The organism is Stenotrophomonas sp. Y6, assembly GCF_022436665.1.
In the GTDB taxonomy this organism is placed as follows: domain Bacteria; phylum Pseudomonadota; class Gammaproteobacteria; order Xanthomonadales; family Xanthomonadaceae; genus Stenotrophomonas; species Stenotrophomonas acidaminiphila_A.
In genome coordinates this window covers 78,219-102,563 of sequence record NZ_JAKUKB010000003.1, presented here as the reverse complement: position 1 = coordinate 102,563, position 24,345 = coordinate 78,219, and the positions used below count along the sequence as shown (strand labels likewise).

The following is a 24,345-nucleotide window of genomic DNA, read 5'->3' as shown; positions in this document are numbered from 1 at the left end:
GGCAGAAGTCCTGCGCCAAGAGCACTTGATTCTCGGTGTTTCTGTCAGCAGCGTGCTGGTACCTTCGTCGAAATGCAACGTTAAGTATCCACCGGATTCTGGATGCATAGAGCGGAAGGCACTGGCCCGTCGTTGCCAGAACATCCGGCGCACCCTGGATCATGCGATCAGCCGTAACCTGGCGGCCTCGATGGTTCATGGAAAGAGGCGTTCGCAGCAACGGTTCGCGTGCTTGCAGAGATCAGGCGCAGATGCCGCCTCCTACCGGCTCTCGGTCAACCGCATGCTCACCGAGCGTGGCATGGTCGGCACCGAGCATCTCGAGGAAACCATCGCAGCGGCAACCACGCGTTCGATCAGCGACCAACGGGTGTGCCACATGGCGATGCCACTCACCCATGCGTGGTTGGTGGCCATGATCGATCAGGAGCGAGCATGTGCGTCCGACCCGGATGATGCACTCGAACGCATCTGCAGCGCGGCTCAAGACCACGCGCTCGCGTTGTATGGGTTGCAGAAGAAACACTGGGCGCGAACCGCGCGCCAATGTCATGCCGCTGGCATCGGCGTTTCCGGCCTGCACCTGGTATCCGATCCCTTCGGGGCCTATGGCGAACCCCGCTGGCACCTGATGCCAGTGGTCGTTGGTGCGGACGGACAACGCAACGCCTGACGCTGCTGAGCATGTCGAGATTGCGGCTATCGCAGATCGCATCTGGCTTGACGACCGAGGGTGCAGCAAGAACGCACGTGGCGGCAGCATTTGCATCAATGCGTTGCGACAGAAGGAAGCCAACGCGACCGATGTCCAAAACTTCGTAGTGCCATGCGCCCGATGGCGGATCAGTGCGGTAGACGACGTCGCGCCTGGTGTTACGGACAAGCTGATTCGCCGGGGTGGACTCGGCGAAGCACCGGACTTCGTCGTCTTTGCTTGGATGGTAGTGGTCGCCGACCATCAACCGATCATCCTTCGATAACTTGTTCAGCACGTCCAAGTACTTTTCGAATCTCGTCGAAATTCTTAACTCGATGCGCGCCCTCTTTCTCGTACACGTAGGACCAAGTGATCGACGAGTTTGGTAGCAGCTTTCGAGGATGAACAGTTTGCGGCCCTGCTCAAGTGCGGCGCGCGCTTGAATGAGGGTGCCTGACGTATCGCCGGCCTGGACGATAGTCGTGGCCTTCGTGATTGCAGACATGGTGACGTTCCGCTCGGTGAAAGCCATGCGGTTGCCCTCTGGCCCTTGCTGACCGCAGGCGTCGAATCCCTGGCGTCACCGCAGTTGGAGCGCGAGGTTGGCCTCCAGAAGCAGGTCAACCAAGAGATTGACACATTGACTGTGCGATACACAGTGTGCGACGCTATGTGAAAAGGAGATCCACATGACCGGCCATGCCGAAGAAGCCAACCTGATCCAGGAGTTACGCCGCGGCACTCTGGTGCTGGCTGTGTTGAGTGCACTGCAGAGTCGTGAATATTGTGGTGCCGACCTCCGGGTCTGGCTGGCGGAAGCCGAGCTCCCTATTGAAGAAGGCGCGCTCTATCCGATGTTGCGTCGCCTGGAGGCACAGGGATTCCTGAGCAGTGAGCGAAGACCAGAAGACTCGCGCCTGAAACGATTCTATAGGTTGTCAAATGCAGGAAAGTCCGCACATCGCAAAATGCTTGGCCAATGGCATGCGCTTTCTGGAAGTTTGGCCTTGCTCAATGGAGAACAGCCATGAACGCCGTTGACAGATATTTGAAGCACGTGGGTTGTTGGATGCTGCCAAATCAGCGTTCGCGTGTACTTCATAGGGTCCGAGAAGATATTGAAGAGATCATCGGCGATGAGTGCGAGGAGACCGAGATCGAGCAGCGTCTACGTCAGTTCGGTCCGCCGCCTGTCGTGGCCGCACGCTATGCCGACTACCCCCACGTGATTCCGGGCATGCTCGCGCCTGCGTACTTTATGGTCATCCTGATCACGCTGGCTGCGTTGTTCCTCGTCAATCTGACCTTGCTGATTCCCCGGGCCATCCACGGAGAAAGCTGGCTGAGCAACCTGGGTCTGGTTCTCGCCACCTCGTTCTCTGCCGCCCCTTGGGCATTCACGGTCATCACCATCGTGTTCGCAGTGCTGGGCTATTGGGCGCAGCGGCGAGCACACCACCCCCGCTCCCAAGGAGTATCACCATGAATCGTTCTTGCTTTGCCAGTGCGCTGGCGTTGGCAGTCTCCTGCTGCTTTTTTCCAGGATAAACCGTTGCCCAGCAACCAGATCCCATCTGCGCCGGCAAAATCATCGCTGCTCATGGCGAGGTCAAGATCGCCTACACGTCTGAAGAATCCAAACAGGGAGAAGTCGTCGTGTTGGTACCCGGCGCCGGGGAACATGCCGAAGACTGGCCGACGGCCTTGACCCAATGACTACTTGAGCATGGCTATCGCGTTCTGAAGCTGGAACCACGCGATGTGGGATGTTCGACACGTCTCGACGCGAAGGGTCCAGTGGATTCGGCCGCCCTGTTCGCGCAGCTTGGCAAGGGTGAGAAGCCGTCGACTGCCCACACTGCCCAAGGCATGGCCGGGGACGTGATCGCGGTGATGGATCATGCCAAGATCAGGAAAGCCCATCTCATCGGCGCCTCGGCTGGCGCGACGGTTTCCGGATGGCTTGCGTCCAAACGACCCGAACGCGTGTCGTCCCTGGCCTTGCTGATGGCGAACTCGGGGACTCCACTCAATCCGATGCCTGCTGACCCGCTAACAATGGCCAGTGTAGGCATGCCGCCCGCAACGGGCGCTAGCATCGAAGCTCGGCGCACCTTGCTCGCGGCCATGAACAAGGCCCCGGAAGCGGACGAGCCGACACGTTCGCCTGAAGTCCGTCAGCAAGTGGCTTGATGCCACGTCAGCCAGCCGTATTGACGGAGACGGACCGGCACGGCAGGCCGTCGCGGAAATACACCTGCCGGATCTTGACCAACATGACCATGTTGATCACTCCTGAGATCCCCTGAGCCGAAAGGCTCGGGATGCGGGCTGCAGGCGGGTCAGTTTTGCGTGCGCACCACCACGGAAAGTGGGTCGGTTCTGGATGCGCGCCAACAGGCATTTTTTCCGGGACAGCAAAAAGGGCCGCTTGCGCGGCCCTAAGTGCTTGAATCTATGGCGCCCGAAGTTGGACTCGAACCAACGACCCCCTGATTAACAGTCAAGTGCTCTAACCGGCTGAGCTATTCGGGCGGGGACGCGCATTCTATACGCATGTCAGGCGCGATGGTAGGGGTGATTGGCGAGCATCGCCGCGGCGCGGTACAACTGCTCGGCCACCACCAGCCGCACCAGCATGTGCGGCAGGGTCAGCGGCCCGATCGACCATTTCTCGTCGGCGCTCGCCGACACCTCCGGCGAATGCCCTTCCGGGCCACCGATCAGGAACGCCAGGTCGCGCCCCTGTGCGCGCCAGTGCTCCAGCCGCTGCGCGAGCTGCTCGGAACTGAGCTGGCGCCCGGGCACGTCCAGCGCCACCACGTATGGATTCTTCGGCAGCGCCGCCAGCACCCGCCGGCCTTCGTCCTCGATCGCGCGCCTGGGGTCGCGCCCCTTGCCACGCAGGCCCGGCTCGATCTCCACCAGCTCCAGCGGCAACCAGTGCGACAGGCGCTTCTGGTACTCGGCGAATCCCTGCGCCACCCACGATGGCGCGCGTTCCCCGGTGGCGATCAGTCTGGCTTTCATGGCGCGGCTCCCGGCACGGCGTCGAAACGAAGACGGCGCCCTGCGGCGCCGTCGCGTGGCATGTGGCCGGGCAGGTCAGCCGGCCTGCTGCTCGTCGTCGGCCGACGACGGCGGCTGGTCGCCCACCGTCCACAGGCGCTCGAGCGCGTAGAACTCGCGCACGCGCGGCAGCATCACGTGCACGATCACGTCGCCCAGGTCCACCAGCACCCACTCGGCCTCGCGCTCGCCCTCAACGCCCAGCGGCATCACCCCGAGGTCCTTGGCGAAGCGCACCACTTCGTCACCGATCGACTTGACGTGGCGCGTCGACGTGCCCGAAGCGATGACCAGGTAATCCGCCACGCTGGACTTGCCGCGGACGTCGATCTCCACGGCGTCCTTGGCCTTGAGCTCCTCCAGCGCCGCGTGCACGGAGGCCAGCAGGGCGGGAACGGACGGCGGCGGATTGGGCAACTGGGTCTTGATGACTTGGGCTTCGGTGGTCAAAGCGGCAGAACTCGATGAATTGAAGCGGCGATTATAGAGAACCCGGACCGGCCCGGCATTCACGCCGTGGCGCATCCATACAGGCGGTGGGCGGCGATGTAGGCGGCGACGGCGGGCGGCACCAGCCCGCGCCAGGCGCCGCCAGCGGCGATCAGGCCGCGCACGGCGGTGGCCGATTCGGCCTGCAGCGGCTGGCGCAGGCGCCATACCCGCCCGGCCGGCCGTGCGCGCAGCGATGCGGCATCGTCCGCCCAGGCGTCGCGCAGGCGCGCGGCCAGTACGGCGGGCAGCTGCCCGTCCAGCGCATTGCCGGGACGCTCGGCGACGACGATATGCGCCAGTTCCAGCAGGTGCTCCCATTCATGCCAGGTCGGCAGGCCCAGCAGGCTGTCCGCGCCCATCAACAGGGCCACCGGAGCCGCGGCACCGGTTTCGGCGCGCAGTTCCCGCAGGGTGTCCACGGTCCATGACGGTACCCCGGGCTGGCGCGCGGCGCGGCGCAGTTCGCGGGGGTCGACGCACAGGCCGTCCTCGCCGGCAACCACCAGTTCCAGCATGCGCATGCGCTGCGCGGCATCGGCACCGGGCGGCGGCCGGTGCGGTGGATCGGCGGCCGGCATCAGCCGCACCGGCGCCTGCAGTTCGTCACGGGCGCGGCGGGCAATGGCCAGGTGGCCGTTGTGCACCGGGTCGAAGGTGCCACCGTAGAGCAGCAGCAGGCCGTCACCGGACCGGTCCGGGCCTGGCCCCGGCATGACCATCACGGTCAGCGCGTCCCGCGGGCCAGCAGGCGCACCGCCTGCGCCTCGGCTACCGCCAGCAGCAGGCGTTGCAGCGCCAGCCACGGATCACCCTCGGCGCGCCCCTTGGCCATGCGGTCGACCTGTCCGGCCTCGGCCACGAACCGCTCCCAGCGCTGCGTCGCCGGGTGCCGCTGCAGCGCGCGCTTGAACGGCGCCTGCCGCGACTCCCAGATGCCGCGCGCCTTCATTTCGCCGGCCAGGTTGCCGCCGCTGGCCTGGACCCGCGCCAGCCCGGCCGTGAGCAGCAGCTCGCGGATCAGGATCGGGGTGAGCGCGGCCACCGCCTCGCCCTCGGCGCGCAGCCCGGCGAGCATGCGCAGCACCGCCTGCGGCTGCCCGGAGAATGCCGCCTCGACCAGCCGGAACACGTCGTAGCGCGCGGCGTCGGCGACCAGCGACTCCATCTTCGCCACGTCCAGCGTCTGGCCTTCGGCCAGCAGCGCCAGTTTGTCGATTTCCTGCGCGGCCGCCAGCAGGTTGCCCTCCACGCGTTCGCTCAGGCGCTGCACCGCGGCCGGCTCGGCGCGCAACCCGCGGGCACGCAGGCGGCGCTCGATCCAGTCGCCCAGTTCATGCGGCTTGATCGCCCACGCCACCGACAGCACGCCGGCCCGCGCCACCGCGTCGGCCCACTTGCCCTGGTGCGACTTGCTCCACTCGCCGGCGGTGATCAGCAGCACCACGTCGGCCGGCGGCTGCGCGCAGAATTCGCTGATGACCTCAGCGCCCTCCTTGCCCGGCTTGCCACTGGGCAGGCGCAGCTCCACCAGCCGGCGCGCACTGAACAGGCTCGGCGCGTTGAAGCTGGACGCCAGCTGGCCCCAGTCGAAGTCACGGCCGTCGGCATCGAACACCTCGCGCTCGCCGATGCCTTCGGCGCGCGCCCGCGCGCGCACCGCATCGGCCGCTTCCAGCACGCGCAGCAGTTCCGGCCCGGCGATCAGGTAGACCGGCGCCAGCGGCTGCGTGCCGGCCTGGGTGGCGAGCTGCTCGGGACGCAGTTCCATCGCTCAGCGCCCGCGCGCCGGAGCCGCCATCGTCGGCATCGCTCAGCCGTCCTTGCCGGTGGCCGGAGCGGCGCCGCGCTCCTTTTCCATCTGCGCGCGCACCACGCTGTCGATGCGCCGCAGGATCGAGGCGGACATCTCACGGCGCAGTTCGTCGGCGAGGATCTCGCGCTCGGTGGTGGTACCGGTGGCGTCGGTCGGCTCGGACACATAGTCGCGCGACAGTTCGATCACCTGCTCGGGCACCAGCACGCTGCCGTCGGGGTGCTGGAACACGAACACCACCGCGTAGCGCATGCTGTATTCCTGGGTGCGGCCCTGGGCGTCGATGGCGATGGGCAGGTCGCCCCAGCGCTCGGAGCGGATCTGCAGCCGGGCCGCGCCCTTGCCGGGCGCATCCTCGCCGACCACGACCGCACCGGAGGCGTGCAGCCCGCGCTCGAGCAGCTTGACCAGTTCGCTGTAGCGCACGTTCGATTCGACCTTCACCGCCGGGGTGTCCTCCGGCAGGGTGAGCCTGTTGCGCAGGTGGAAGCCGCAACCGGTCAGGCTCACGGCAAGGACGAGGGCGGTCAGGTATCGGGTCATGGGCACAGTCTGGCGGAGCCGGCCGGGAGCGGCAACAGAAAACGGCCCGCATCATCGCCCATCGGGTGTGAGCGGGGATGAAACCGGGATCGCTGATCCACTGTTCGCAAACGCACTCCGGGCGTGCGGGGGCAAAACGAAGCCGGAGCCGGCGCTCACACGCTCCTGGTAGGAAAGCATTCGCGAAAAAGCCGGTTGCCAAGCCCCAGCCCCCCAGGTTGGGGGGCGATCCGCGCGCAAGCGCGGATGGGGGGGCGCCGCGACAGACCACAAGCCGCAGCGAATGACAAACGCGCCGCCGCGCGCCCGGATGGCGAACCATCGGGGGCGCGCCGCAGGCGGATCAACCCGCCACGATGTTGACGATCTTGCCCGGCACGATGATGACCTTGCGCACGGCCAGGCCTTCCAGGAACTTGGCCGCGTTCGGCTCTTCCCTGGCGGCGGCCTCGATCAGCTCGCGGCTGGCGTCGGCGGCCACCTCGATGGTGCCGCGCAGCTTGCCGTTGACCTGCACCGCCAGGGTCAGCGCATCCTTGACCAGCGCGCCGGCGTCGACCTGCGGGAACGGCTGGTCTTCCAGCAGGGTCTCGCCATGGCCCAGCGCCTGCCACATCGCATGGCAGGCATGCGGGGTGATCGGGTTGAGCAGCAGCACCGCCGCCTGCAGGGCCTCCTGGCGCACCGCCCGGCCCTGGTCGCTGGCGTCGTCGAACTTGGCCAGCACGTTGAGCAGCTCCATCACCGCGGCGATGGCGGTGTTGAAGGCATGGCGGCGGCCGTAGTCGTCGCCGACCTTGCCGATGGTCTCGTGGGTCTTGCGGCGCAGGGCCTTCTGCCCGGCGTCCAGCGCGGCGACATCCAGCGCCGGCGCGCCGCCATCGGCGGCATGCCGGTGCACCATGGTCCACAGCCGGCGCAGGAAGCGCGCCATGCCGTCCACGCCGGCCTCGTTCCATTCCAGCGACTGTTCCGGCGGGGCCGCGAACATCGAGAACAGGCGCACGGTGTCGGCGCCGTACTTGGCCACCATCGCCTGCGGATCGACGCCGTTGTTCTTGGACTTGGACATCTTCTCGGTGCCGCCGATCACCACCGGCTGGCCGTCGCTGCGCAGGGTGGCGCCGGTGATGCGGCCGCGCTCGTCGCGCACCACGTCCACGTCGGCCGGGTTGAACCAGTCCCTGGAGCCATCGGCGTTGAGCCGGTAGAAGGTCTCGGCGATCACCATGCCCTGGCACAGCAGGTTGCGCGCCGGCTCGTTGCTGTCGACCATGCGCGCGTCGCGCAGCAGCTTGTGGAAGAAGCGGAAGTACATCAGGTGCAGGATCGCGTGCTCGATGCCGCCGATGTACTGGTCGACCGGCAGCCAGTAGTTGCCGCGCTTGTCCACCGCCTCGCGCGCACCCGGCGAGGTGTAGCGGGCGTAGTACCAGCTCGACTCCATGAAGGTGTCGAAGGTGTCGGTCTCGCGTTCGGCCGCGCCGCCGCATTCCGGGCAGGTGGTCCGGCGCCATTCCGGGTCGGCCTTGATCGGCGAGCCGGTGCCGGTGAACTGCACGTCCTCGGGCAGCACCACCGGCAGCTGGTCTTCCGGCACCGGTACCGCGCCGCACTTGTCGCAGTAGATCACCGGGATCGGGCAGCCCCAGTAGCGCTGGCGGCTCACGCCCCAGTCGCGCAGGCGGTAGTTGACCCGGCGCTGGCCCTGGGCCTTGCGCTCGAAGCGCTCGGCCAGCGCCTCGAAGGCGCCCTGGAAATCCAGCCCGTCGAACTCGGCCGAGTTGACCAGCTCGGTCTCGCGGGTCTTGTCGCCGTACCAGTCCTGCCAGCGGTCCGGGTCGTAGCTGCGCTCGTCGTCGTTCTTGGGGTGCTTCAGCGCGATGACCTGCTTCTTCGGCAGGCCGTACTTGCTGGCGAACTCGAAATCGCGCTGGTCGTGGCCGGGAACGGCCATCACCGCGCCGGTGCCGTAGCCCATCAGCACGAAGTTGGCGACCCAGATCGGCACCTGCTCGCCGCTGACCGGGTGCACCGCCTTCAGGCCGGTGTCCATGCCGCGCTTTTCCTGGGTTTCCAGCTCGGCCTCGGAGACGCCGCCCTGCTTCAGCTCGGCCAGCAGCGCGGCCAGTGCCGGGTTGTTCTTCGCCGCATGCACCGCCAGCGGGTGTTCGCCGGCGATGGACACGAAGCTCACGCCCATCACCGTGTCCGGGCGGGTGGTGAACACGCGCAGCGGGTCCAGCACGCTGCCGTCCACGTCACGCACGTCGAACTGGATCTCCAGGCCTTCGGAACGGCCGATCCAGTTGCGCTGCATGGTCTTGACCGATTCCGGCCAGCCGTCCAGCTCGTCCAGGCCGTCCAGCAGCTCCTGGGCGTAGTCGGTGATGCGCAGGAACCACTGCGGGATCTCGCGCTTTTCCACCAGCGCGCCCGAGCGCCAGCCGCGGCCATCGATGACCTGCTCGTTGGCCAGCACGGTCTGGTCCACCGGGTCCCAGTTCACCACCGCGTTGCGGCGGTAGGCCAGGCCCTTGCGCATCAGCCGGGTGAACATGCGCTGCTCGTGCACGTAGTAGTCCGGCGTGCAGGTGGCGAACTCGCGCGACCAGTCGATGGCATAGCCCAGCGACTTGAGCTGGCCGCGCATGTGGTCGATGTTGGCGTAGGTCCACTTGGCCGGCGCGGTGTTGTTCTTGATCGCCGCGTTCTCGGCCGGCAGGCCGAACGCGTCCCACCCCATCGGCTGCAGCACGTTGTGCCCGGTCATGCGCTTGTAGCGGCTGATGACGTCGCCGATGGTGTAGTTGCGCACGTGGCCCATGTGCAGCGCGCCGGACGGATACGGCAGCATCGACAGGCAGTAGTACTTGGGCTTGTCCGAGGTTTCGTCGACCTCGAAGGCACGGGTGGTTTCCCAGTACTTCTGGGCAGCGGTTTCGACCTGCTGGGGATCGTAGATGTGGGTTTCGACGCTGGACATGAAAGCGTTGGGGCTGCGGCAAAGCGGGACAGCGTACCGCAGTGCACCAGAGGGCTCCAATCCGGCCCACCCCGCCGCCCCCGGGAAAAACCCGTTTCCTGCAATATCAATCGCTTGCGCGCTTTCGCCCGGCGGCGGCCACGAGCGCCCCGGGCGCCCGGCCGGTTTCCCGCGCCGGCCCGCTATGCTGGCGGCTCCATCCCTGGGGAATGAGACCGATGCCGATCCGCCGCCACCTCGCCACCGTCCTGCTGCTGGCCTGCGCCCCGGCTTGGGCCGAACCCGTCGCCGTGCAGTGCGGTCGCCTGTTCGACGCCCGCAGCGGCCAGCTCAAGGGGCCGCACACGCTGCTGGTGGCCGACGGTCGCATCCAGCAGGTGCTGGCCGGCGCCGATGCGGCAACCGGCGGTGCGCGCGCGGTCGATCTGCGCGACAAGGTGTGCCTGCCCGGCTGGACCGACCTGCACGTGCACCTGGGCAGCCAGTCCAGCCCGCAGAGCTACTCCGAAGGCTTCCGCCTGGATCCGGTGGACTACGCCTTCCGCGCGGTCGGCTACGCCGAAAAGACCCTGATGGCCGGCTTCACCAGCGTGCGCGACCTCGGCGGCGAGGTCGGCCCGCACCTGCGCGACGCGATCAACCAGGGGCTGGTGAAGGGGCCGCGGATCTTCGCCGCCGGCAAGTCCATCGCCACCACCGGCGGCCACGCCGACCCGACCAACGGCTGGAACGACCAGCTTGCGCACCTGATCGGCGCCCCCGGCCCCACCGAGGGCGTGATCAACTCGGTGGACGAGGCGCGCCAGGCGGTGCGCCAGCGCTACAAGGACGGCAGCGACGTGATCAAGATCACCGCCACCGGCGGCGTGCTCAGCTACGCGCGCTCCGGCGACGCGCCGCAGTTCACCGTGGACGAGGTCAAGGCCATCGTCGATACCGCGCGCGACTACGGCTTCCGCGTGGCCGCCCATGCCCACGGCACCGAGGGCATGAAGCGCGCGGTGCTCGGCGGCGTCACCAGCATCGAGCACGGCACCTACATGGACGATGAGGTCATGCGGCTGATGAAGCAGCACGGCACCTGGTACGTGCCCACCTTCTACGCCGGGCGCTTCGTCACCGAGAAGGCGGCCATCGACGGTTACTTCCCCGAGGTGGTGCGGCCCAAGGCCGCGCGCATCGGCGCGCTGATCAGCCAGACCGCGGCCAGGGCCTACCGCAACGGGGTCAGGATCGCCTTCGGCACCGACCAGGGCGTGGGCCCGCACGGCGACAACGCGCGCGAGTTCGTCTACATGGTCGAAGCCGGCATCCCCGCCGCGTACGCGCTGCAGGCCGCCACCGTGCATGCCGCGCAGGTGCTGGGCGTGGACGACCAGGGTGTGCTGGAAGCCGGCAAGCGCGCCGACGTGATCGCCCTGGCCGGCGACCCGCTGCAGGACATCAACGCCGTGCTGGACGTGCGCTTCGTGATGAAGGACGGGGTGATCTACAAGCAGTGACGGCTACGCGCGCTTCCCATGGTGGGAGCGCGCCGCCCTGCTCAGCGCGGCGCCATCCGCGCCAGCAGCGCCAGCCACAGCGCCCAGCCCAGGAAGGCCAGCCGCTGCGCCATCGCCACCGGCATGACGCTGCCGAACACGAACGCGCTGCACAGCATCCACACCGCGCAGGCCACCGCCAGGGTGGCGACCGGGCGCCATGCCGCATCGCGCGCGGCGCCCACGCGCAGCATCGCCGCGCCGGCGCCGAACGCCACCAGCCACAGCAGCCAGACGCTGGCGTGGGCCTGGCTGGCGCGGTTCTCGATGTCCTGCGCGTCCAGCGGGAACACGCCCATGGCGGCGAAGGCCAGCCCGGCCAGCAGCAGCATCTGCCCGGCCACCCGCAGCGGCCGCGAGGCCGTAGCCGGCATGCGCAGCACCAGGCCTAGCGCGGCCAGCGCCGCCAACAGCCCCGGCAGCACGAAGCCCAGCGCATTGAACGAGCCCGCGCCGGGAACGCCGGTGGCGCCCAGCAGCGAAACCGGGTGGCGCATCTGGTCGTAGAACGGCAGCCGCGCGCCGAACACCGCCAGCGCCACCAGCCATATCACCACCGACGCCGGCCCGGCCCAGCGCACCCATTCTTTCCACACCATCGCCATTTCGATCCCGTGCTTGCCGGCGCAGGAGCGCGCCAGCCGATGCCGGCGATTGTGAAGGCTGCGCCGCTGGCGCGCACGCCACCGCCTGCCGGCTCAGCCGCGCCAGTGGAAGACATCCTCGACGCCGGCGCCGAACGCGCGGGCGATGCGGAACGCCAGTTCCAGCGACGGCGCATAGCGTCCGGCCTCGAGCGCGATGATGGTCTGCCGGGTCACGCCGCAGGCGTCCGCCAGTGCCTGCTGGGTCATCTCGCCGTGTTCGACCCGCAGCCGGCGGATGTCGTTGCCGACCGGCGTGCCGCTCACCGGCAGCCGTACCGGTAATGCCACAGCATGACCGCGGCGTGCACGCTGAGCGAGAGGCCGACCAGCCACACCAGGAAACTCCCCAGCCAGGCACCGCCGCGCGCCGCGACGAAATCCGCATGCTCCTCGGCCAGCACCGAAGCCACCATCAGCATCAACGCCAGCGCGGCGTAGCCGGCACGCGCGCCCTGCGCCTGGATCGCCCGGTCGCGCTCGTCGGCCACGACGCCGCCGTCGCGGCGCAGGAACAGGAACGCGCCGACCAGGAACAGCCACCAGGCGGGGCCCAGCACATCCGCGCGCGCGCCCGCGCCGCCAAGGAGCAGCCAGCGCCCCAACAGGACCGAGGCCAGGCCGGCGCTGGCCAGCAGCAGCCAGGCCAGCTTCTGTTGCCGGTTGATCGCCACGCGCGTGCCGGTGCGTTCCATGGACTCTCCCCTTCTCTCCCGCGCGCGCCACCCCCTTGGCAGCACCGGCGCGATGCGATGCGACGTTGGCATCCGCCCGCCACCATGTCAAATATATTTTACATCGACTTGCATCCACGCGCTCTGCCACCATCTCCGACGAAACCTCCCACTGCGAGTCCCGCGATGTCCGACCTGCCCCACGTTTTCGACGCCACGACCGAGACCTTCGAAACCGACGTCCTGCAGAAATCGCTGCAGACGCCGGTGCTGGTGGATTTCTGGGCGACCTGGTGCGGGCCGTGCAAGACGTTGGGGCCGATCCTGGAGAAGCTGGCCGGCGAGTACCACGGCGCGTTCGAACTGGCCAAGGTCGACGTGGACAAGGAGCAGCAGATCGCCGCGGCGTTCCAGATCCGTTCGGTGCCCACCGTGTTCCTGGTCAAGGACGGGCAGATCGTGGACGGTTTCCCCGGCGCGCTGCCAGAAGGCCAGCTGCGCGAGTTCCTGTCCCAGCACGGCATCACCCCGGCCGAGGCGCCGGTCGAGCTCGAGGCCGAGCCGGCGCCGCTGGATCCGCTGTCGCAGGTCGCCGCGCTGCGCGAGGCCATTGCCGCCGAGCCGGACAAGGCCGAACTGAGGCTCGACCTGGCGCTGGCGCTGATCCGCACCGGCGAGGTCGCCGAGGCCGGGCAACTGCTCGACGCCCTGCCCGCCAACCTGGCCACCGACGACCGCACCATCCGCGCCCGCGCACGCCTGGACTTCCACGCCGCGGCCGCCGACGCGCCGCCGGCCGACGCCCTGGCCGCGCGGGTGCAGGCCGACGGCAACGACCTGGAGGCGCGCTACCTGCTCGGCATCCGCCAGCTGCTGGGCGGCAGCGAGGAAGCGGCGCTGGAGCAGTTCCTGGAAATGCTGCGGATCGACCGCGGTTACCGCGACGGCCTGCCGCGCAAGGCGTTGATCGATGCGTTCCGCGTCGTCGAGGACGACGACCTCGTCGGCCGTTACCGGCGCCGGATGTCCTCGCTCCTGTTCTGAGTGTCATTGCACGTTCAGGCAGGTGAAGCGCGGCCTGCCGGATAATGCGCTGTTCATCGTGGTGATGACGTACGGCGACACCGCCGTGCCACATGGGGAGGGAGGCGCGAGCAATGCCGGGCGCCGGTTCCCGCGACGCAAGGACCTATTGCCGATGATGTCGTTCAACCGGGGTGGGCTGCGCCTGACCGTGCTGCTGCAGATCGCGCTGGCGACGCTGCCGCTGTCGTGCTCGGCCGCGGCCAGCGCCCAGGACTGGAACTATCGCGTGCGCCCCGGCGACACCCTGTGGGACCTGGGCACGCGCTATCTCAAGCCCACCGTGTCCTGGGAAGAGCTGCGGAACCACAACGCGGTGGCCAACCCCTACCGCCTGCCACCGGGCCAGGTGCTGCGGTTTCCCATCGCCTGGCTGCGGGTGGAGCCCGCGCCGGCGCGCGTCGTGGCGGTGCGCGGCCAGGTCGATGTCGGCACCGATGGCCAGCCGTCCGCGGCAGCGCGCGAGGGCATGCGCCTGCCCATCGGCAGCCACATCCGCACCGGTGCCGACGCCAGCATCACCCTGGCGTTCGCCGACGATTCGCGGCTGCTGCTGCGCGAGCACTCGGAGCTGCGCCTGGACCAGCTCAGCAGCTATGGCGCCACCGGCATGGTGGATACGCGCCTGCGGCTGCAGCGCGGCCGCAGTGGCAGCCGGGTGACCCCGGCGCAGGGGCCGGCATCGCGCTATATGATCACCGCGCCCACGGCCACCAGCAGCGTGCGCGGTACCGTGTTCCGGGTCAGCGCCGGACAGGACGGCGACCCGGCCGCCACCGAAGTGGTCGAAGGCCGGGTGCAGGTGGGCAACCGCCATGGCCAGCGGATGGTCGCCCCCGGCCAGGCCAGCCTCAGCGCCTCGGCCGGGCACGCGCCGGCGGCGGTGCAGCCGCTGCCCCCCGCACCGGAGCTCGACGCCGCGCGGCTGCGGCTGGCGCCGCTGCCGCTGCTGGCGGCCTGGCAGCCGGTGCCACAGGCGCGCGGCTACCGCGTCGAGGTGGTGCGCGCCGATGCGCCCGAGGTCCTGCTGTTCGCGCGCGACACCACCGATTCCAGCATCCATATCGACGACCTGCCAGGCGGGCAGCTGCGCCTGCTGGTGCGCGCGGTGGCCGCCGACGGTGTCGAAGGCCACGACAGCGCCCATGATTTCGAGGTACCCGACGGCCTGCCGCCGCCGCTGACCACCGCCCCGGTGCATGGCCAGACCCTGGCCCAGGCGCAGCCGCGCTTCGCCTGGGCGCAGGTGCCCGGCGCCACCGCCAGCGTGCTGCAGATCGCGCGCGAGCCGGCGTTCCGCCAACCACTGGTCGAACGCCGCACCGACGCCACCCGGCTGCGTTCGCCGGTTGCCCTGGCGCCCGGCGACTACTACTGGCGGGTCGCCTCGGTGGATGCGCAGGGACGCAGCGGCCGCTTCGGGCAGGCCCTGCCCCTGCGGGTCAGCGACGCGCCGCCGGATTCCGGCCTGCAACCGGCGCAGGCCGGCAGGGGCCAGTTGACCCTGCGCTGGCAGCCCGGCGCCGACGGCCAGCGCTATCGCGTGCAGGTGGACCGCCGCGGCGACTTCAGCGCCCCGCTGCTCGACCGCGAAACCCGCGTGCCGGAGGTGGTGATGAAACAGCCTTGGCGCGGCGGCACCCTGCACGTGCGCGTGCAGTACATCGACGACGACGGCTATGCGGGCCCGTTCTCCAGCGCCCAGCAGATCCGGCTGCCGTGCAAGCTCTGCTACGGCGCCGGCGCCGGCGCCGGCGCCCTGATGCTGCTCGCCCTGTGAGACTGTTCCTGCTGCCCTGGCCGTGGCGGCTGCTGCTGGCCGTGGCCGTGGGCGCGCTGGCCGGGTGGGCCAGCCAGACGCACCTGCTCTGGCAGCAGGACGAATACGTGTATGACCGCCTGGTGGGCAACTGGCACTACCCGCCCGACGAGCGCCTGGCGATCGTCGCCATCGACGAGCGCAGCCTGCAGCAGCTGGGGCAGTGGCCGTGGCCGCGCGGCACCCATGCGCGGCTGCTCGAGCGCCTGCGCGAAGCCGGCGCGCGCCGCGTCGCGCTGGACCTGATGTTCCCCGAGCCCGACCGCAAGGACGCGCGCCAGGACGCGGAGCTGGCGGCGGCGATCAAGCGCGGCGGCAACGTCGTGCTGCCGGTGCTGGCGGCCGCGGCCAGCGACGAGGCCGTCCCCGAGGAACTGCTGCCGGTACCGGTGCTGGCCGCGGTGGCCGACGGGCTGGCGCATACCGACATCGAGGTCGATGGCGACGGCGTCGCCCGTGGCCTGTACCTGCGCGCCGGCGTCGGTTCGGCGTACTGGCCGGCACTGGGCCTGGCGCTGAGCGGCCTCGACGGCCCCATCCCCGGACTGGCCGATCCGGCCCCGGACACGCTCTCGCCGTACCAGTGGCGGCGCGACAACTACGTGCGGCTGCGCTACGCCGGGCCGCCGGGCAGCTTCCCGCAGGTGTCCTACATCGACGTGCTGGAAGGGCGGCTGCCGCCCGGGCTGCTGCGCGACCGGCTGGTGATCGTCGGCATGACCGCCAGCGGCATCGCCCCGCGCCTGCTCACCCCGACCTCGCGCGAGTACTGGATGAGCGGCACCGAGTACCAGGCCAACGTCGCCTCGATGCTGCTCGGCGGGCACGTGATCCTGCCGCTGCGCCCGCCGCTGCAGCTGGCCGCGGTGTTCGTGCTGGTGGCGCTGTGCGCACTGGGCATGACCCAGCGCCGGCTGTCGCCGTGGCTGGTCGCGGTGCTGTCGCTGCTGCTCCCGCTGCTGCTCAGCACGGTGCTGCTGCGCGGCTTCAACCTGTGGTTCGCACCGGCGGCGGCGGTCGGCGGCGCGTTGCTGATGTGGGTGGCCTGGGGCCTGTGGCAGCTGCGCTACTGGCGCCGCCAGGCCAACCGCGACCCGCTGACCGGGCTGGCCAACCGCATGCGTTTCGAAGAAGCGCTGCAGCAGGAATACGAAGCGGCGCGACGCGGCGGCCGGCCGTTGAGCCTGGCCCTGATCGACCTGGACAACTTCAAGCACTACAACGACACCTTCGGCCACCACGTCGGCGACCTGGTGCTGCAGCAGACCGCGCGGATGATCGGCGAGCTGGCGCGGCGGCCGCGCGACCTGGCTGCGCGCTTCGGCGGCGACGAGTTCGCCCTGGTGTTGCCGGACACCGCCAGCGAGGGCGCGGTCCTGCTGGTCGAAACCCTCATCGGCCGCGTCCGCCAGGCGGGAGTGGCGGTCGGCAAGGGCCGCCAGGCCAGGATCAGCGTCACCGTCGGCGTGGCGACCATCGTGCCGGGCGCCGACAGCCTGCCCGGGGAACTGTTCCGCGACGCCGACGCCTCGCTGTACCAGGCCAAGGCCGCCGGCCGCGACGGCTACCGGGTGGCCGACTGAGGCGCCAGCCGCCTCACCATACGGCAGCGAATGCTAGACTCCCGGTCCCGCGTACGCTCCAGTCCGTCATGAAAGCCAGCACGTTCCGCCTCGGCATCAATCTGTGGCCGCCGTTCCTGTTCACCGGCATCCACGTCACCGAGCTCCACGCCGATTACCGCTATGTACGCGTGGAACTGCGCGAGCGCCCGTGGAACGTCAACTACGTACGTACCCATTTCGGCGGCAGCCTGTTCGCCATGACCGATCCGTTCTGGATGCTGTGCCTGCTGCACAACCTCGGGCGCGACTACTACGTGTGGGACAAGGCCGGGGAGATCGAGTTCATCAGGCCCGGCAAGGGCACGGTCAGTACCGAATTCCGGCTCGACACGGCCACGCTCGAACAGGTGCGCGCGGCCACCGCCGGTGGCGCCAAGCACCTGCGCTGGTTCAGCAATGACGTGCTCGACGCGCACGGCGAAGTGGTCGCGCGCGTCCGCAAGCAGGTCTACGTACGCCCCAAGCCGGAAGCACGCCAGCGCGGGTAGCCACGGCAGTGACCGCGGAGACGCGCGGCAGACGCTGCACGCCCGCGGCGCAGGCCCGGCGGCCGCGCTTCAGCGGCTGGAGGCGGTTAGCGGCAACGGCATCCGCAGCACCTGCCCCTGCCTGGCATAGGCCGGCGTTTCCAGCGCGGTGCCATCGGCGGACACGGTGATGGGCCGCTGCGCACCACGCAGCCCGGCCGGAAGTGCGTCCAGGCGTTCGGCCAGCGGCCTGTCCGCCCGCTGTGCCGCATGCCCGCGCAGCCACAGCGCCGCATTCAACAACCGCAACCGGGCGGCGGTGTCCTGCTGCTGCGCTCCATACCGGGCATACGCCGGCCCGGCAATGCCGCTCAGGATGCAGCCGACGGCGTTGGCGGCGCATTCCAGCCGCCACACCGACGGCACCGGCGCCGGTGGCAACGGGCGGTCCCCGGCGATCGCCTGCAGGGTTTCAGGCAGGCAGGCCTGGCCCATCGTTTCAGCCACGCGGGCCACGCTCCTGTCGCGGTCGTACAGCAGCTTCGCCGTCTGCGGCGTCACCCACCAAGGCGCATCCTGCGCCAGCTGCGCCACCCTGGGATAGCCGCCGCGCACCATGGCGAATTCTCCCTGCATGCCCGCGCAGTTGCTGGCTTCCTGCGGCGTCAGCGGCGCGAGCGCGGTGGTGCACCCCTCCGGTATCGGCGCATCCACCGGCAATTCGGCCAGCACGTCCGCGAACAGCTCCGCGCTGGCGGCCAGCAGCGCGCCGCCGACCATGCTGGTGAGCAGGCTGTCACCATGGCCCAGCAGCATGCGCCCGATACCGGCATCGCGGCACAGCCCGGCCAGTGAGCGCTGGCTGTCGCCCTGCACGTGGGCCAGCGCGTGCGCCGCCAACGGCACGAACAACGGTCGCATGTTCGGCACCGGCGTGGCCGCATCCAGCGGCAGCGGCGATTGGTAATGGCCATGCGCGGCCAGTTCGTCCATCTGCGCCAGCACGGCCGCCTGCGGCAGCAGGGCCTCGGCCACGGCCTGCGGTTGCCCACGCACCCGCGCCAGGCAGCCGGTGGCATGCCTGCACAACACCGGATCGAACGGCTCGGTGTTCCCGCCGGCGCCAAGCCGCGGCTTGACTTCCAGCATTCCCTCTTCCCGCTGGCCACCGCTTTCGAGGGTGTGGTCGACGAAACCGGCATGCCAACGTAGGTACTCGGCCACATAGGCGTCCACCCGTGCCTGGCGCTGCCCGGGCGTCCCCGCCATGCCCAGCGTGGCGAGCGTGGCGTAGCCGTTGCTGCCCGGCAGGTCGCGCGGCGCTTGCAGTACCGCCAACGCACGCTTCTGCGTCGCCGACAACGGCCACAGCGACGACAGCAGCAGGACCGCCGCCACCAGCAACAATAGCCCGGCCAGGCCTGCGGCCATCCGTCGCAACACCTTGCCCATGGTCCTGCCCTCCCGATGTTTCATGGCATCTCCTTCCCTGGCCGATCGACACGCCGGATTGATGAACGATATCCGACGTCGCCCTGCATCGCCCACCTGCAACCGCCATCCCGGCCATGCCGCTCACCGCTACAATCCCCATATGTCGCCCGAAGCTCCCGCCGCACCCCACCGCCCCTCCCTGCAGCGCCTGTTCCTGACCGGATTGCTCACCCTGCTGCCGATCTGGCTGACCTGGGTGGTGATCAAGTTCGTGTTCGTGCTGCTGTCCGGCATCAGCAGCCCGCTGGTGGTGCCGCTGTCCGAACGCATCGCCGCGTCCTTCCCGCATTACCTGGGCTGGGTACGGGTGGAATGGATGCAGGACATCTTCGCCCTGCTCGCCACGCTGCTGGTGATCCTGCTGGTGGGCGTGCTCAGCCGCCGAGTCATCGGCCAGCGCCTGCTGCGCTGGTTCGGCGCGGTGATCCGCCGCATCCCGCTGGCCAGCATCATCTACGACAGCGCCAAGAAGCTGCTGGACATCCTCCAGACCCAGCCGGGCAGCACCCAGCGGGTGGTGCTGATCGACTTCCCGCACCGCGAGATGAAATCGGTGGGCCTGGTGACCCGCGTCATCCGCGAACATGGCACCGGCCGCGAACTGGCCGCGGTGTACGTGCCGACCACGCCGAACCCGACCTCCGGCTATCTGGAGATCGTGCCGGTGGAGTTGCTGACGCCGACCGACTGGACCGTGGACCAGGCCATGAGTTTCATCATCTCCGGTGGCGCGGTGGCCCCGGACAGCGTGCCGTTCACCCGCGCCGGCGAGCGCTGAAACGCCGCTCGCCAGGGCAGGAACAGGCTGCGCCGGGCGGGCACCGGGGGTGACTGCCGCCTTTATCCGTTGCCGGTTGCTCTTCACTAGCGCCGGCCGCTAAGGCAAGCTCCCGGGCCTGTGCGTTTCCGGAACCACCGATGACCTCCAGCCCGCTTCGCCTTCTCGCGCTTGCCATGGCCTCCGTCCTGATGTTCTCCGCCGCCGCGCCCGTCGAGGCGGCGAAGAAGAAGAGCCAGCGCCCGACCGCGACGCAATCGCGCACCGCCAAGCCCAAGGCGCGCGGCAGCAGGCCCCCGGCGCGTCCGGCGCCCCGCCCGGCGCGCGCGCCGCTGCCGGTCACCCAGGACAAGGCCACCCGCCTGAACCGGCTCTACGACGAGTACTGGGATGCGTCGATGCGGCTGAACCCGCTGCAGGCCACGTTCCAGGGCGACCCGCGCTTCAACGACCAGCTGCCCAACTTCCTGTCGCCGGCCTCGCGCCGCCAGGCGCACGACTTCATGGTCGAGTGGCAGGGCAAGGCCGAGGCGCTGGGCAAGGACGGCCTGCAGGGCCAGGACCTGCTCAGTTACGAGATCTTCATGCGCGACGCGCGCATCTCGCTGGCCGCCGAGCAGTACCCGTCGTGGATGCTGCCGATCAACCCCTACAACAACCTCGCCAGCATCATCGCGGTGCTCGGTTCGGGAGCCGGCGCGCAGCCGTTCCGCACGGTGAAGGACTACGAGAACTGGTCGCGGCGCTCGCTCGGGGTGCCGGCGCTGTTCGACCAGGCCATCGCCAACATGCGCGAAGGCATGGCCGCCGGCGTGGTGCAGCCGCGCGCGCTGATGGAGAAGGTGCTGCCGCAGCTGGACGCGGTGATCACCCCGACCGCCGAGGAAAGCATCTTCTGGGCGCCGATCCGCAACATGCCGGAGGACTTCCCGGCCGCGGACCGGGAACGGTTGGCCGCCGAATACAAGCGCATGATCGAGTACCGGCTGCTGCCGGCCTACCGCGCGCTGCGCGGCTTCATCGCCACCCAGTACCTGCCGGCCACGCGCGCCAGCGACGGCCTCGGCGCCCTGCCCGGCGGCCAGGCCTGGTACGCGCACACCATCGCCGGCCTGACCAGCGCCTCGCGCACGCCGGCCGAGATCCACGCGCTCGGCGAGCAGGAGGTCAAGGACCTGCAGGAGCGCATCGCCCGGGTCATGAAGGAAGCCCGGATCCGCGGCTCGATGCAGAAGACGTTCAACGCCATGCGCAACGACCGCCAGTTCACCTTCCGCGACGAGGCCGCGCTGCTGGCGCGCTACCGCGAGGTGGGGCAACAGGTGGACGCGGCGCTGCCGGCGCTGTTCGCCACCCGTCCCAGGGCCGCGCTGCAGGTACAACCGGTGCCGGCCGAGCATGCATTGACCGCCAGCGCCGCCAGCTACCAGCCGCCGACCGCGGCCGACGGCGGCCAGCACGGGCGGCTGCAGGTCAACACCCGCGACCTGCCGTCGCGCAAGCGCTGGGCGGTGCCGATGCAGTACCTGCACGAGGGCATCCCCGGCCATCACCTGCAGCTTGGGCTGCAGCAGGAACTGTCGACGCTGCCGCGCTTCCGGCGGCTCGGCGGCGACGTCGCCTTCATCGAGGGCTGGGGCCTGTACGCCGAGTCGCTGGGCGACGAACTGGGCCTGTACCGCGACCCATACGACCGCCTCGGCTACCTGCAGGCCACCCTGCTGCGCACCGTGCGGCTGGTCGCCGACACCGGCCTGCACGCGGCCGGCTGGAGCCGCCAACAGGCGATCGACTACATGGTGAAGAACGCCGACATCAGCGCCGCCGATGCCGCCGCGGAAGTCGAGCGCTTCATGGCCCTGCCCGGGCAGACGCTGGCCTACCGGGTGGGCGAGATCAAGATCCGGCGCCTGCGCGAGAAGGCGCAGGCGGCACTGGGCGAGCGCTTCGATCCACGCGAGTTCCACGATGAAGTGTTGAAGGACGGCTCGATGCCGTTGGATATTCTGGAAGCCAAGATCGACCGCTGGATTGCCAGCAAGACCCCCTGACCCTGCAAGGAGCCGCCATGCTGCCGTGGATGTCCCGACTCGCCCCGCTGTGCCTGTTCGCGTTCTCCACGGTGGCCGGCGCCGCGCCGCCGGCAGCGCCGGACGCCGGCATCGACGGCCTGATGCAACGCTATGACGGCCGCGTGCCCGGTGCCGCGGTGCTGGTGCTCAAGGACGGGCAACCGGTGTTCCGCCGCGGCTATGGGCTGGCGGTGCTGGAGGACGGCACGCCGGTATCGCCGGCCACCAACTTCCGGCTGGCGTCGGTGAGCAAGCAGTTCACTGCCGCCGCGATCCTGCTGCTGGCCGAGGACGGCGCGCTGTCGATCGACGACCCGCTAAAAAGGTGGCTGCCCGAGCTGCCGGCGGTGGCCGACGCGATGACCCTGCGCCAGCTGCTCAGCCACAGCAGCGGCCTGCTCGACTACGAAGACCTGATGGACCCGGCCGACACGCGCCAGGTGCATGACATCGACGTGCTGCACCTGCTGCAGAAGGAGAACCGCACCTACTTCGCGCCGGGCAGCAGCTACCGCTACAGCAACAGCGGCTACGCGTTGCTGGCGCTGGTGGTCGGCAAGGCCTCCGGCAGCGACTTCGCCAGCTTCCTGCGCCAGCGCATCTTCCTGCCGCTGGGCATGACCGCCACCTTCGCCCACCAGGACGGCGTCGACGAGGTGCCCGAGCGCGCCTACGGCTACAGCCAGATCGATGGCCACTGGCAGCGCACCGACCAGAGCACCACCAGCGCGGTGCTCGGCGACGGCGGCATCTATTCCTCGATCGACGACCTGGCCAAGTGGGACGCCGCGCTGTACGACGAGCGCCTGCTGCGCCGCGCCTCGCTGCAGCAGGCCTTCAGCGCGGCCACGGCGACGCCGGAACCGGACGTGCCGCACTACGGCTTCGGCTGGCGCATCAACGGCGATGCGCTGTGGCACAGCGGCGAGAGCATCGGCTTCCGCAACGTGATCGTGCGCTACCCGAAGCAGAAGCTGACGGTGGTCGTGCTGAGCAACCGCAACGATCCCGAGCCCTATGCGCTGGCGCTGCAGATCGCCCGCCGCTGGCAGGCCCCGCAGCGGTGAAGCTGCAGGGCATCCACCACGTCGCGCTGATCGCGTCGGACTACGCGCGCTCGCGCGACTTTTACACCCGCATCCTCGGGCTGGAGGTGGTGGCCGAGCATTTCCGCGCCGAACGCCAGTCGTGGAAGCTGGACCTGCGCCTGCCCGACGGCACCGGGCTGGAGCTGTTCTCGTTCCCGGCCCCGCCGCCGCGCCCCAGTCGCCCGGAAGCGCGGGGCCTGCGCCACCTCGCCTTCCGCGTCGCCGCGCTGGACGCGGCCATCGCCCACCTGCAGGCCGAGGGCGTGGCCTGCGAGCCGGTGCGGGTGGATGAGTACACCGGCCGCCGCTTCACCTTCTTCGCCGACCCCGACGCGCTGCCGCTGGAGCTGTACGAACTGCCCTGACGGCGACCGGCCGCGACGGGCACGGCGCGCGGGTTGCCGCCCGGCCGCGCCCGCACGGGCGGCCGTGGCCGCGCCGCCGGTCACATCCGCCGCCCTCCCACGTCCCTGGTCCCAATGACTTCCGGCGCATTGCCGGCAGCCCGGCCGCGGCGGCATGTTGCGGCCATCATCCAAGGAGAGGTCCGGCCCCATGCTGCAGATCCGCGGTCTGTCGAAAACCTACGCCAATGGCGTGCATGCATTGAACAATGTCGATCTCGACATTCCGCGCGGCATGTTCGGGCTGCTCGGGCCCAATGGCGCCGGCAAGTCCTCGCTGATGCGCACGCTCGCCACGCTGCAGGAGGCCGATGCCGGCAGCGCCACCCTGACCACCGCCGATGGCACCGGCATCGACGTGCTCAGGGACAAGGACGCGCTGCGCCGCCGGCTGGGCTACCTGCCGCAGGATTTCGGCGTCTACCCGAAAGTCAGCGCGCTGGACCTGCTCGACCATTTCGCCGTGCTCAAGGGCCTGACCGCGCGCGCGCAGCGCCGGGAAGTGGTCGAGGGCCTGCTGCAGCAGGTGAACCTGTGGGATGCCCGCAAGCGCAAGCTCGGCACCTATTCCGGCGGCATGCGCCAGCGCTTCGGCATTGCCCAGGCGCTGTTGGGCGACCCGCAGCTGGTGATCGTCGACGAGCCGACCGCGGGCCTGGACCCGGAAGAGCGCAACCGCTTCCTCAACCTGCTCGCCGAAATCGGCGAGAACGTGGTGGTGATCCTGTCCACCCACATCGTCGAGGACGTCACCGACCTGTGCCCGGCCATGGCCATCATGAACAAGGGCCAGGTGCTGCTGTCCGGCAAGCCGGTCGATGCGATCGCCGCGCTGCAGGCGCAGGTCTGGCGCAAACAGGTGGCCAAGGCCGCGCTGGCGGACTATGAAAGCCGCTTCACCGTGCTGTCGACGCGGCTGGTGGGCGGCCATCCGGTGATCCATGTGTTCGCCGACACCTGCCCGGAAGCCGGCTTCGAGCCGGTCGCGCCGGGGCTCGAGGACGTCTACTTCCAGCGCCTGCGCCTGCAGGCGCAGGCCGCCTGACGGAGACGACC

Annotated in this window: 22 protein-coding genes, 1 tRNA gene and 2 pseudogenes; 14 read left to right on the top strand and 11 right to left on the bottom strand. The window is 69.5% G+C overall.

What is annotated here, in order from left to right; all coding sequences use genetic code 11:
• The first annotated feature begins 283 nt into the window (after positions 1-283).
• From MKP15_RS03860 to MKP15_RS03845, 4 genes and pseudogenes are all read left to right on the top strand, one after another.
• Positions 284-673: a hypothetical protein gene (locus MKP15_RS03860; RefSeq protein WP_240211830.1), complete on the top strand. Its 390-nt coding sequence runs from the start codon at positions 284-286 to the stop codon at positions 671-673.
• Between the two features lie 713 nt (positions 674-1,386).
• Positions 1,387-1,728 carry a PadR family transcriptional regulator gene (locus MKP15_RS03855; RefSeq protein ID WP_161613584.1) on the top strand — a complete coding sequence of 114 codons (342 nt, stop codon included), beginning with the start codon at positions 1,387-1,389 and terminating at the stop codon, positions 1,726-1,728.
• Entirely contained in the window at positions 1,725-2,183 is a 459-nt protein-coding gene (locus MKP15_RS03850) for a hypothetical protein (protein ID WP_240211829.1), read from the top strand. Before MKP15_RS03855 ends, MKP15_RS03850 begins: the two co-directional genes overlap by 4 nt.
• Positions 2,184-2,428: 245 nt before the next feature.
• Positions 2,429-2,890: pseudogene (locus MKP15_RS03845) on the top strand (alpha/beta fold hydrolase); the annotation flags it as partial.
• 265 nt (positions 2,891-3,155) lie between these two features.
• Here the strand turns inward: MKP15_RS03845 and MKP15_RS03840 are convergent.
• The 7 genes and pseudogenes from MKP15_RS03840 to leuS form a co-directional block, all read right to left on the bottom strand.
• Positions 3,156-3,232: transfer RNA gene (locus tag MKP15_RS03840), tRNA-Asn, on the bottom strand.
• Between the two features lie 24 nt (positions 3,233-3,256).
• Positions 3,257-3,727 carry a 23S rRNA (pseudouridine(1915)-N(3))-methyltransferase RlmH gene (rlmH, locus tag MKP15_RS03835; RefSeq protein ID WP_104939140.1) on the bottom strand — a complete coding sequence of 157 codons (471 nt, stop codon included), beginning with the start codon at positions 3,725-3,727 and terminating at the stop codon, positions 3,257-3,259.
• Positions 3,728-3,802: 75 nt separating this feature from the next.
• Positions 3,803-4,216: a ribosome silencing factor gene (rsfS, locus tag MKP15_RS03830; protein ID WP_161613581.1), complete on the bottom strand. Its 414-nt coding sequence runs from the start codon at positions 4,214-4,216 to the stop codon at positions 3,803-3,805.
• A 59-nt stretch (positions 4,217-4,275) separates the two neighbouring features.
• Positions 4,276-4,971 carry a nicotinate-nucleotide adenylyltransferase gene (nadD, locus tag MKP15_RS03825; RefSeq protein ID WP_240211827.1) on the bottom strand — a complete coding sequence of 232 codons (696 nt, stop codon included), beginning with the start codon at positions 4,969-4,971 and terminating at the stop codon, positions 4,276-4,278.
• An 11-nt stretch (positions 4,972-4,982) separates the two neighbouring features.
• The gene (gene holA, locus MKP15_RS03820) at positions 4,983-6,026 is read right to left on the bottom strand and encodes a DNA polymerase III subunit delta (RefSeq protein ID WP_240211826.1); all 1,044 of its coding nucleotides are present in this window, start codon (positions 6,024-6,026) and stop codon (positions 4,983-4,985) included.
• Between the two features lie 72 nt (positions 6,027-6,098).
• Positions 6,099-6,614, bottom strand: a pseudogene (gene lptE / locus MKP15_RS03815) (LPS assembly lipoprotein LptE); the annotation flags it as partial.
• Positions 6,615-6,957: 343 nt separating this feature from the next.
• On the bottom strand, positions 6,958-9,600 hold the full coding sequence (gene leuS / locus MKP15_RS03810) for a leucine--tRNA ligase (protein ID WP_161613578.1): 2,643 nt from the start codon (positions 9,598-9,600) through the stop codon (positions 6,958-6,960).
• 218 nt (positions 9,601-9,818) lie between these two features.
• Here leuS and MKP15_RS03805 point away from each other — a divergent pair, with 218 nt between their 5' ends.
• A complete protein-coding gene (locus MKP15_RS03805) occupies positions 9,819-11,102 on the top strand; it encodes an amidohydrolase family protein (RefSeq protein ID WP_240211825.1) in 1,284 nt (427 codons plus the stop codon).
• A 41-nt stretch (positions 11,103-11,143) separates the two neighbouring features.
• Here the strand turns inward: MKP15_RS03805 and MKP15_RS03800 are convergent, their stop codons facing one another.
• The 3 genes from MKP15_RS03800 to MKP15_RS03790 form a co-directional block, all read right to left on the bottom strand.
• Entirely contained in the window at positions 11,144-11,740 is a 597-nt protein-coding gene (locus MKP15_RS03800; protein ID WP_345778720.1) for a DUF998 domain-containing protein, read from the bottom strand.
• A gap of 99 nt (positions 11,741-11,839) precedes the next feature.
• Complete coding sequence (locus MKP15_RS03795; protein ID WP_161613575.1) at positions 11,840-12,052, bottom strand: helix-turn-helix transcriptional regulator; 213 nt, start codon at positions 12,050-12,052, stop codon at positions 11,840-11,842.
• On the bottom strand, positions 12,049-12,480 hold the full coding sequence (locus MKP15_RS03790; RefSeq protein ID WP_240211823.1) for a hypothetical protein: 432 nt from the start codon (positions 12,478-12,480) through the stop codon (positions 12,049-12,051). The genes MKP15_RS03795 and MKP15_RS03790 overlap by 4 nt, the downstream gene beginning before the upstream one ends.
• A 165-nt stretch (positions 12,481-12,645) precedes the next feature.
• On the opposite strand from MKP15_RS03790, the gene trxA reads away from it, so the two are divergent.
• From trxA to MKP15_RS03770, 4 genes are all read left to right on the top strand, one after another.
• Positions 12,646-13,503: a thioredoxin gene (gene trxA, locus MKP15_RS03785; protein WP_240211822.1), complete on the top strand. Its 858-nt coding sequence runs from the start codon at positions 12,646-12,648 to the stop codon at positions 13,501-13,503.
• A gap of 22 nt (positions 13,504-13,525) precedes the next feature.
• Positions 13,526-15,322 (top strand): FecR domain-containing protein, encoded by a 1,797-nt coding sequence (locus tag MKP15_RS03780; protein WP_240211821.1) that lies wholly within the window; start codon positions 13,526-13,528, stop codon positions 15,320-15,322.
• Complete coding sequence (locus MKP15_RS03775; RefSeq protein WP_240211820.1) at positions 15,319-16,944, top strand: CHASE2 domain-containing protein; 1,626 nt, start codon at positions 15,319-15,321, stop codon at positions 16,942-16,944. The genes MKP15_RS03780 and MKP15_RS03775 overlap by 4 nt, the downstream gene beginning before the upstream one ends.
• 68 nt (positions 16,945-17,012) lie before the next feature.
• Positions 17,013-17,474, top strand: coding sequence for a DUF4442 domain-containing protein (locus MKP15_RS03770; protein ID WP_240211819.1), 462 nt, complete (start codon positions 17,013-17,015; stop codon positions 17,472-17,474).
• A gap of 69 nt (positions 17,475-17,543) precedes the next feature.
• Here the strand turns inward: MKP15_RS03770 and MKP15_RS03765 are convergent, their stop codons facing one another.
• Positions 17,544-18,929 carry a hypothetical protein gene (locus MKP15_RS03765; RefSeq protein WP_240211818.1) on the bottom strand — a complete coding sequence of 462 codons (1,386 nt, stop codon included), beginning with the start codon at positions 18,927-18,929 and terminating at the stop codon, positions 17,544-17,546.
• A 118-nt stretch (positions 18,930-19,047) separates the two neighbouring features.
• Between MKP15_RS03765 and MKP15_RS03760 the strand changes: the two genes are divergently transcribed.
• The 5 genes from MKP15_RS03760 (at position 19,048) to MKP15_RS03740 (ending at position 24,334) form a co-directional block, all read left to right on the top strand.
• Positions 19,048-19,725, top strand: a complete 678-nt coding sequence (locus MKP15_RS03760) for a DUF502 domain-containing protein (RefSeq protein WP_161613568.1) — start codon at positions 19,048-19,050, stop codon at positions 19,723-19,725.
• 140 nt (positions 19,726-19,865) lie between these two features.
• Positions 19,866-21,776: a DUF885 family protein gene (locus MKP15_RS03755; RefSeq protein WP_240211817.1), complete on the top strand. Its 1,911-nt coding sequence runs from the start codon at positions 19,866-19,868 to the stop codon at positions 21,774-21,776.
• 29 nt (positions 21,777-21,805) lie between these two features.
• On the top strand, positions 21,806-22,864 hold the full coding sequence (locus MKP15_RS03750; RefSeq protein WP_240211816.1) for a serine hydrolase domain-containing protein: 1,059 nt from the start codon (positions 21,806-21,808) through the stop codon (positions 22,862-22,864).
• A complete protein-coding gene (locus MKP15_RS03745) occupies positions 22,861-23,250 on the top strand; it encodes a VOC family protein (RefSeq protein WP_233996192.1) in 390 nt (129 codons plus the stop codon). Before MKP15_RS03750 ends, MKP15_RS03745 begins: the two co-directional genes overlap by 4 nt.
• 190 nt (positions 23,251-23,440) lie before the next feature.
• Positions 23,441-24,334 carry an ABC transporter ATP-binding protein gene (locus tag MKP15_RS03740; RefSeq protein ID WP_104939155.1) on the top strand — a complete coding sequence of 298 codons (894 nt, stop codon included), beginning with the start codon at positions 23,441-23,443 and terminating at the stop codon, positions 24,332-24,334.
• Positions 24,335-24,345: the final 11 nt, after the last annotated feature.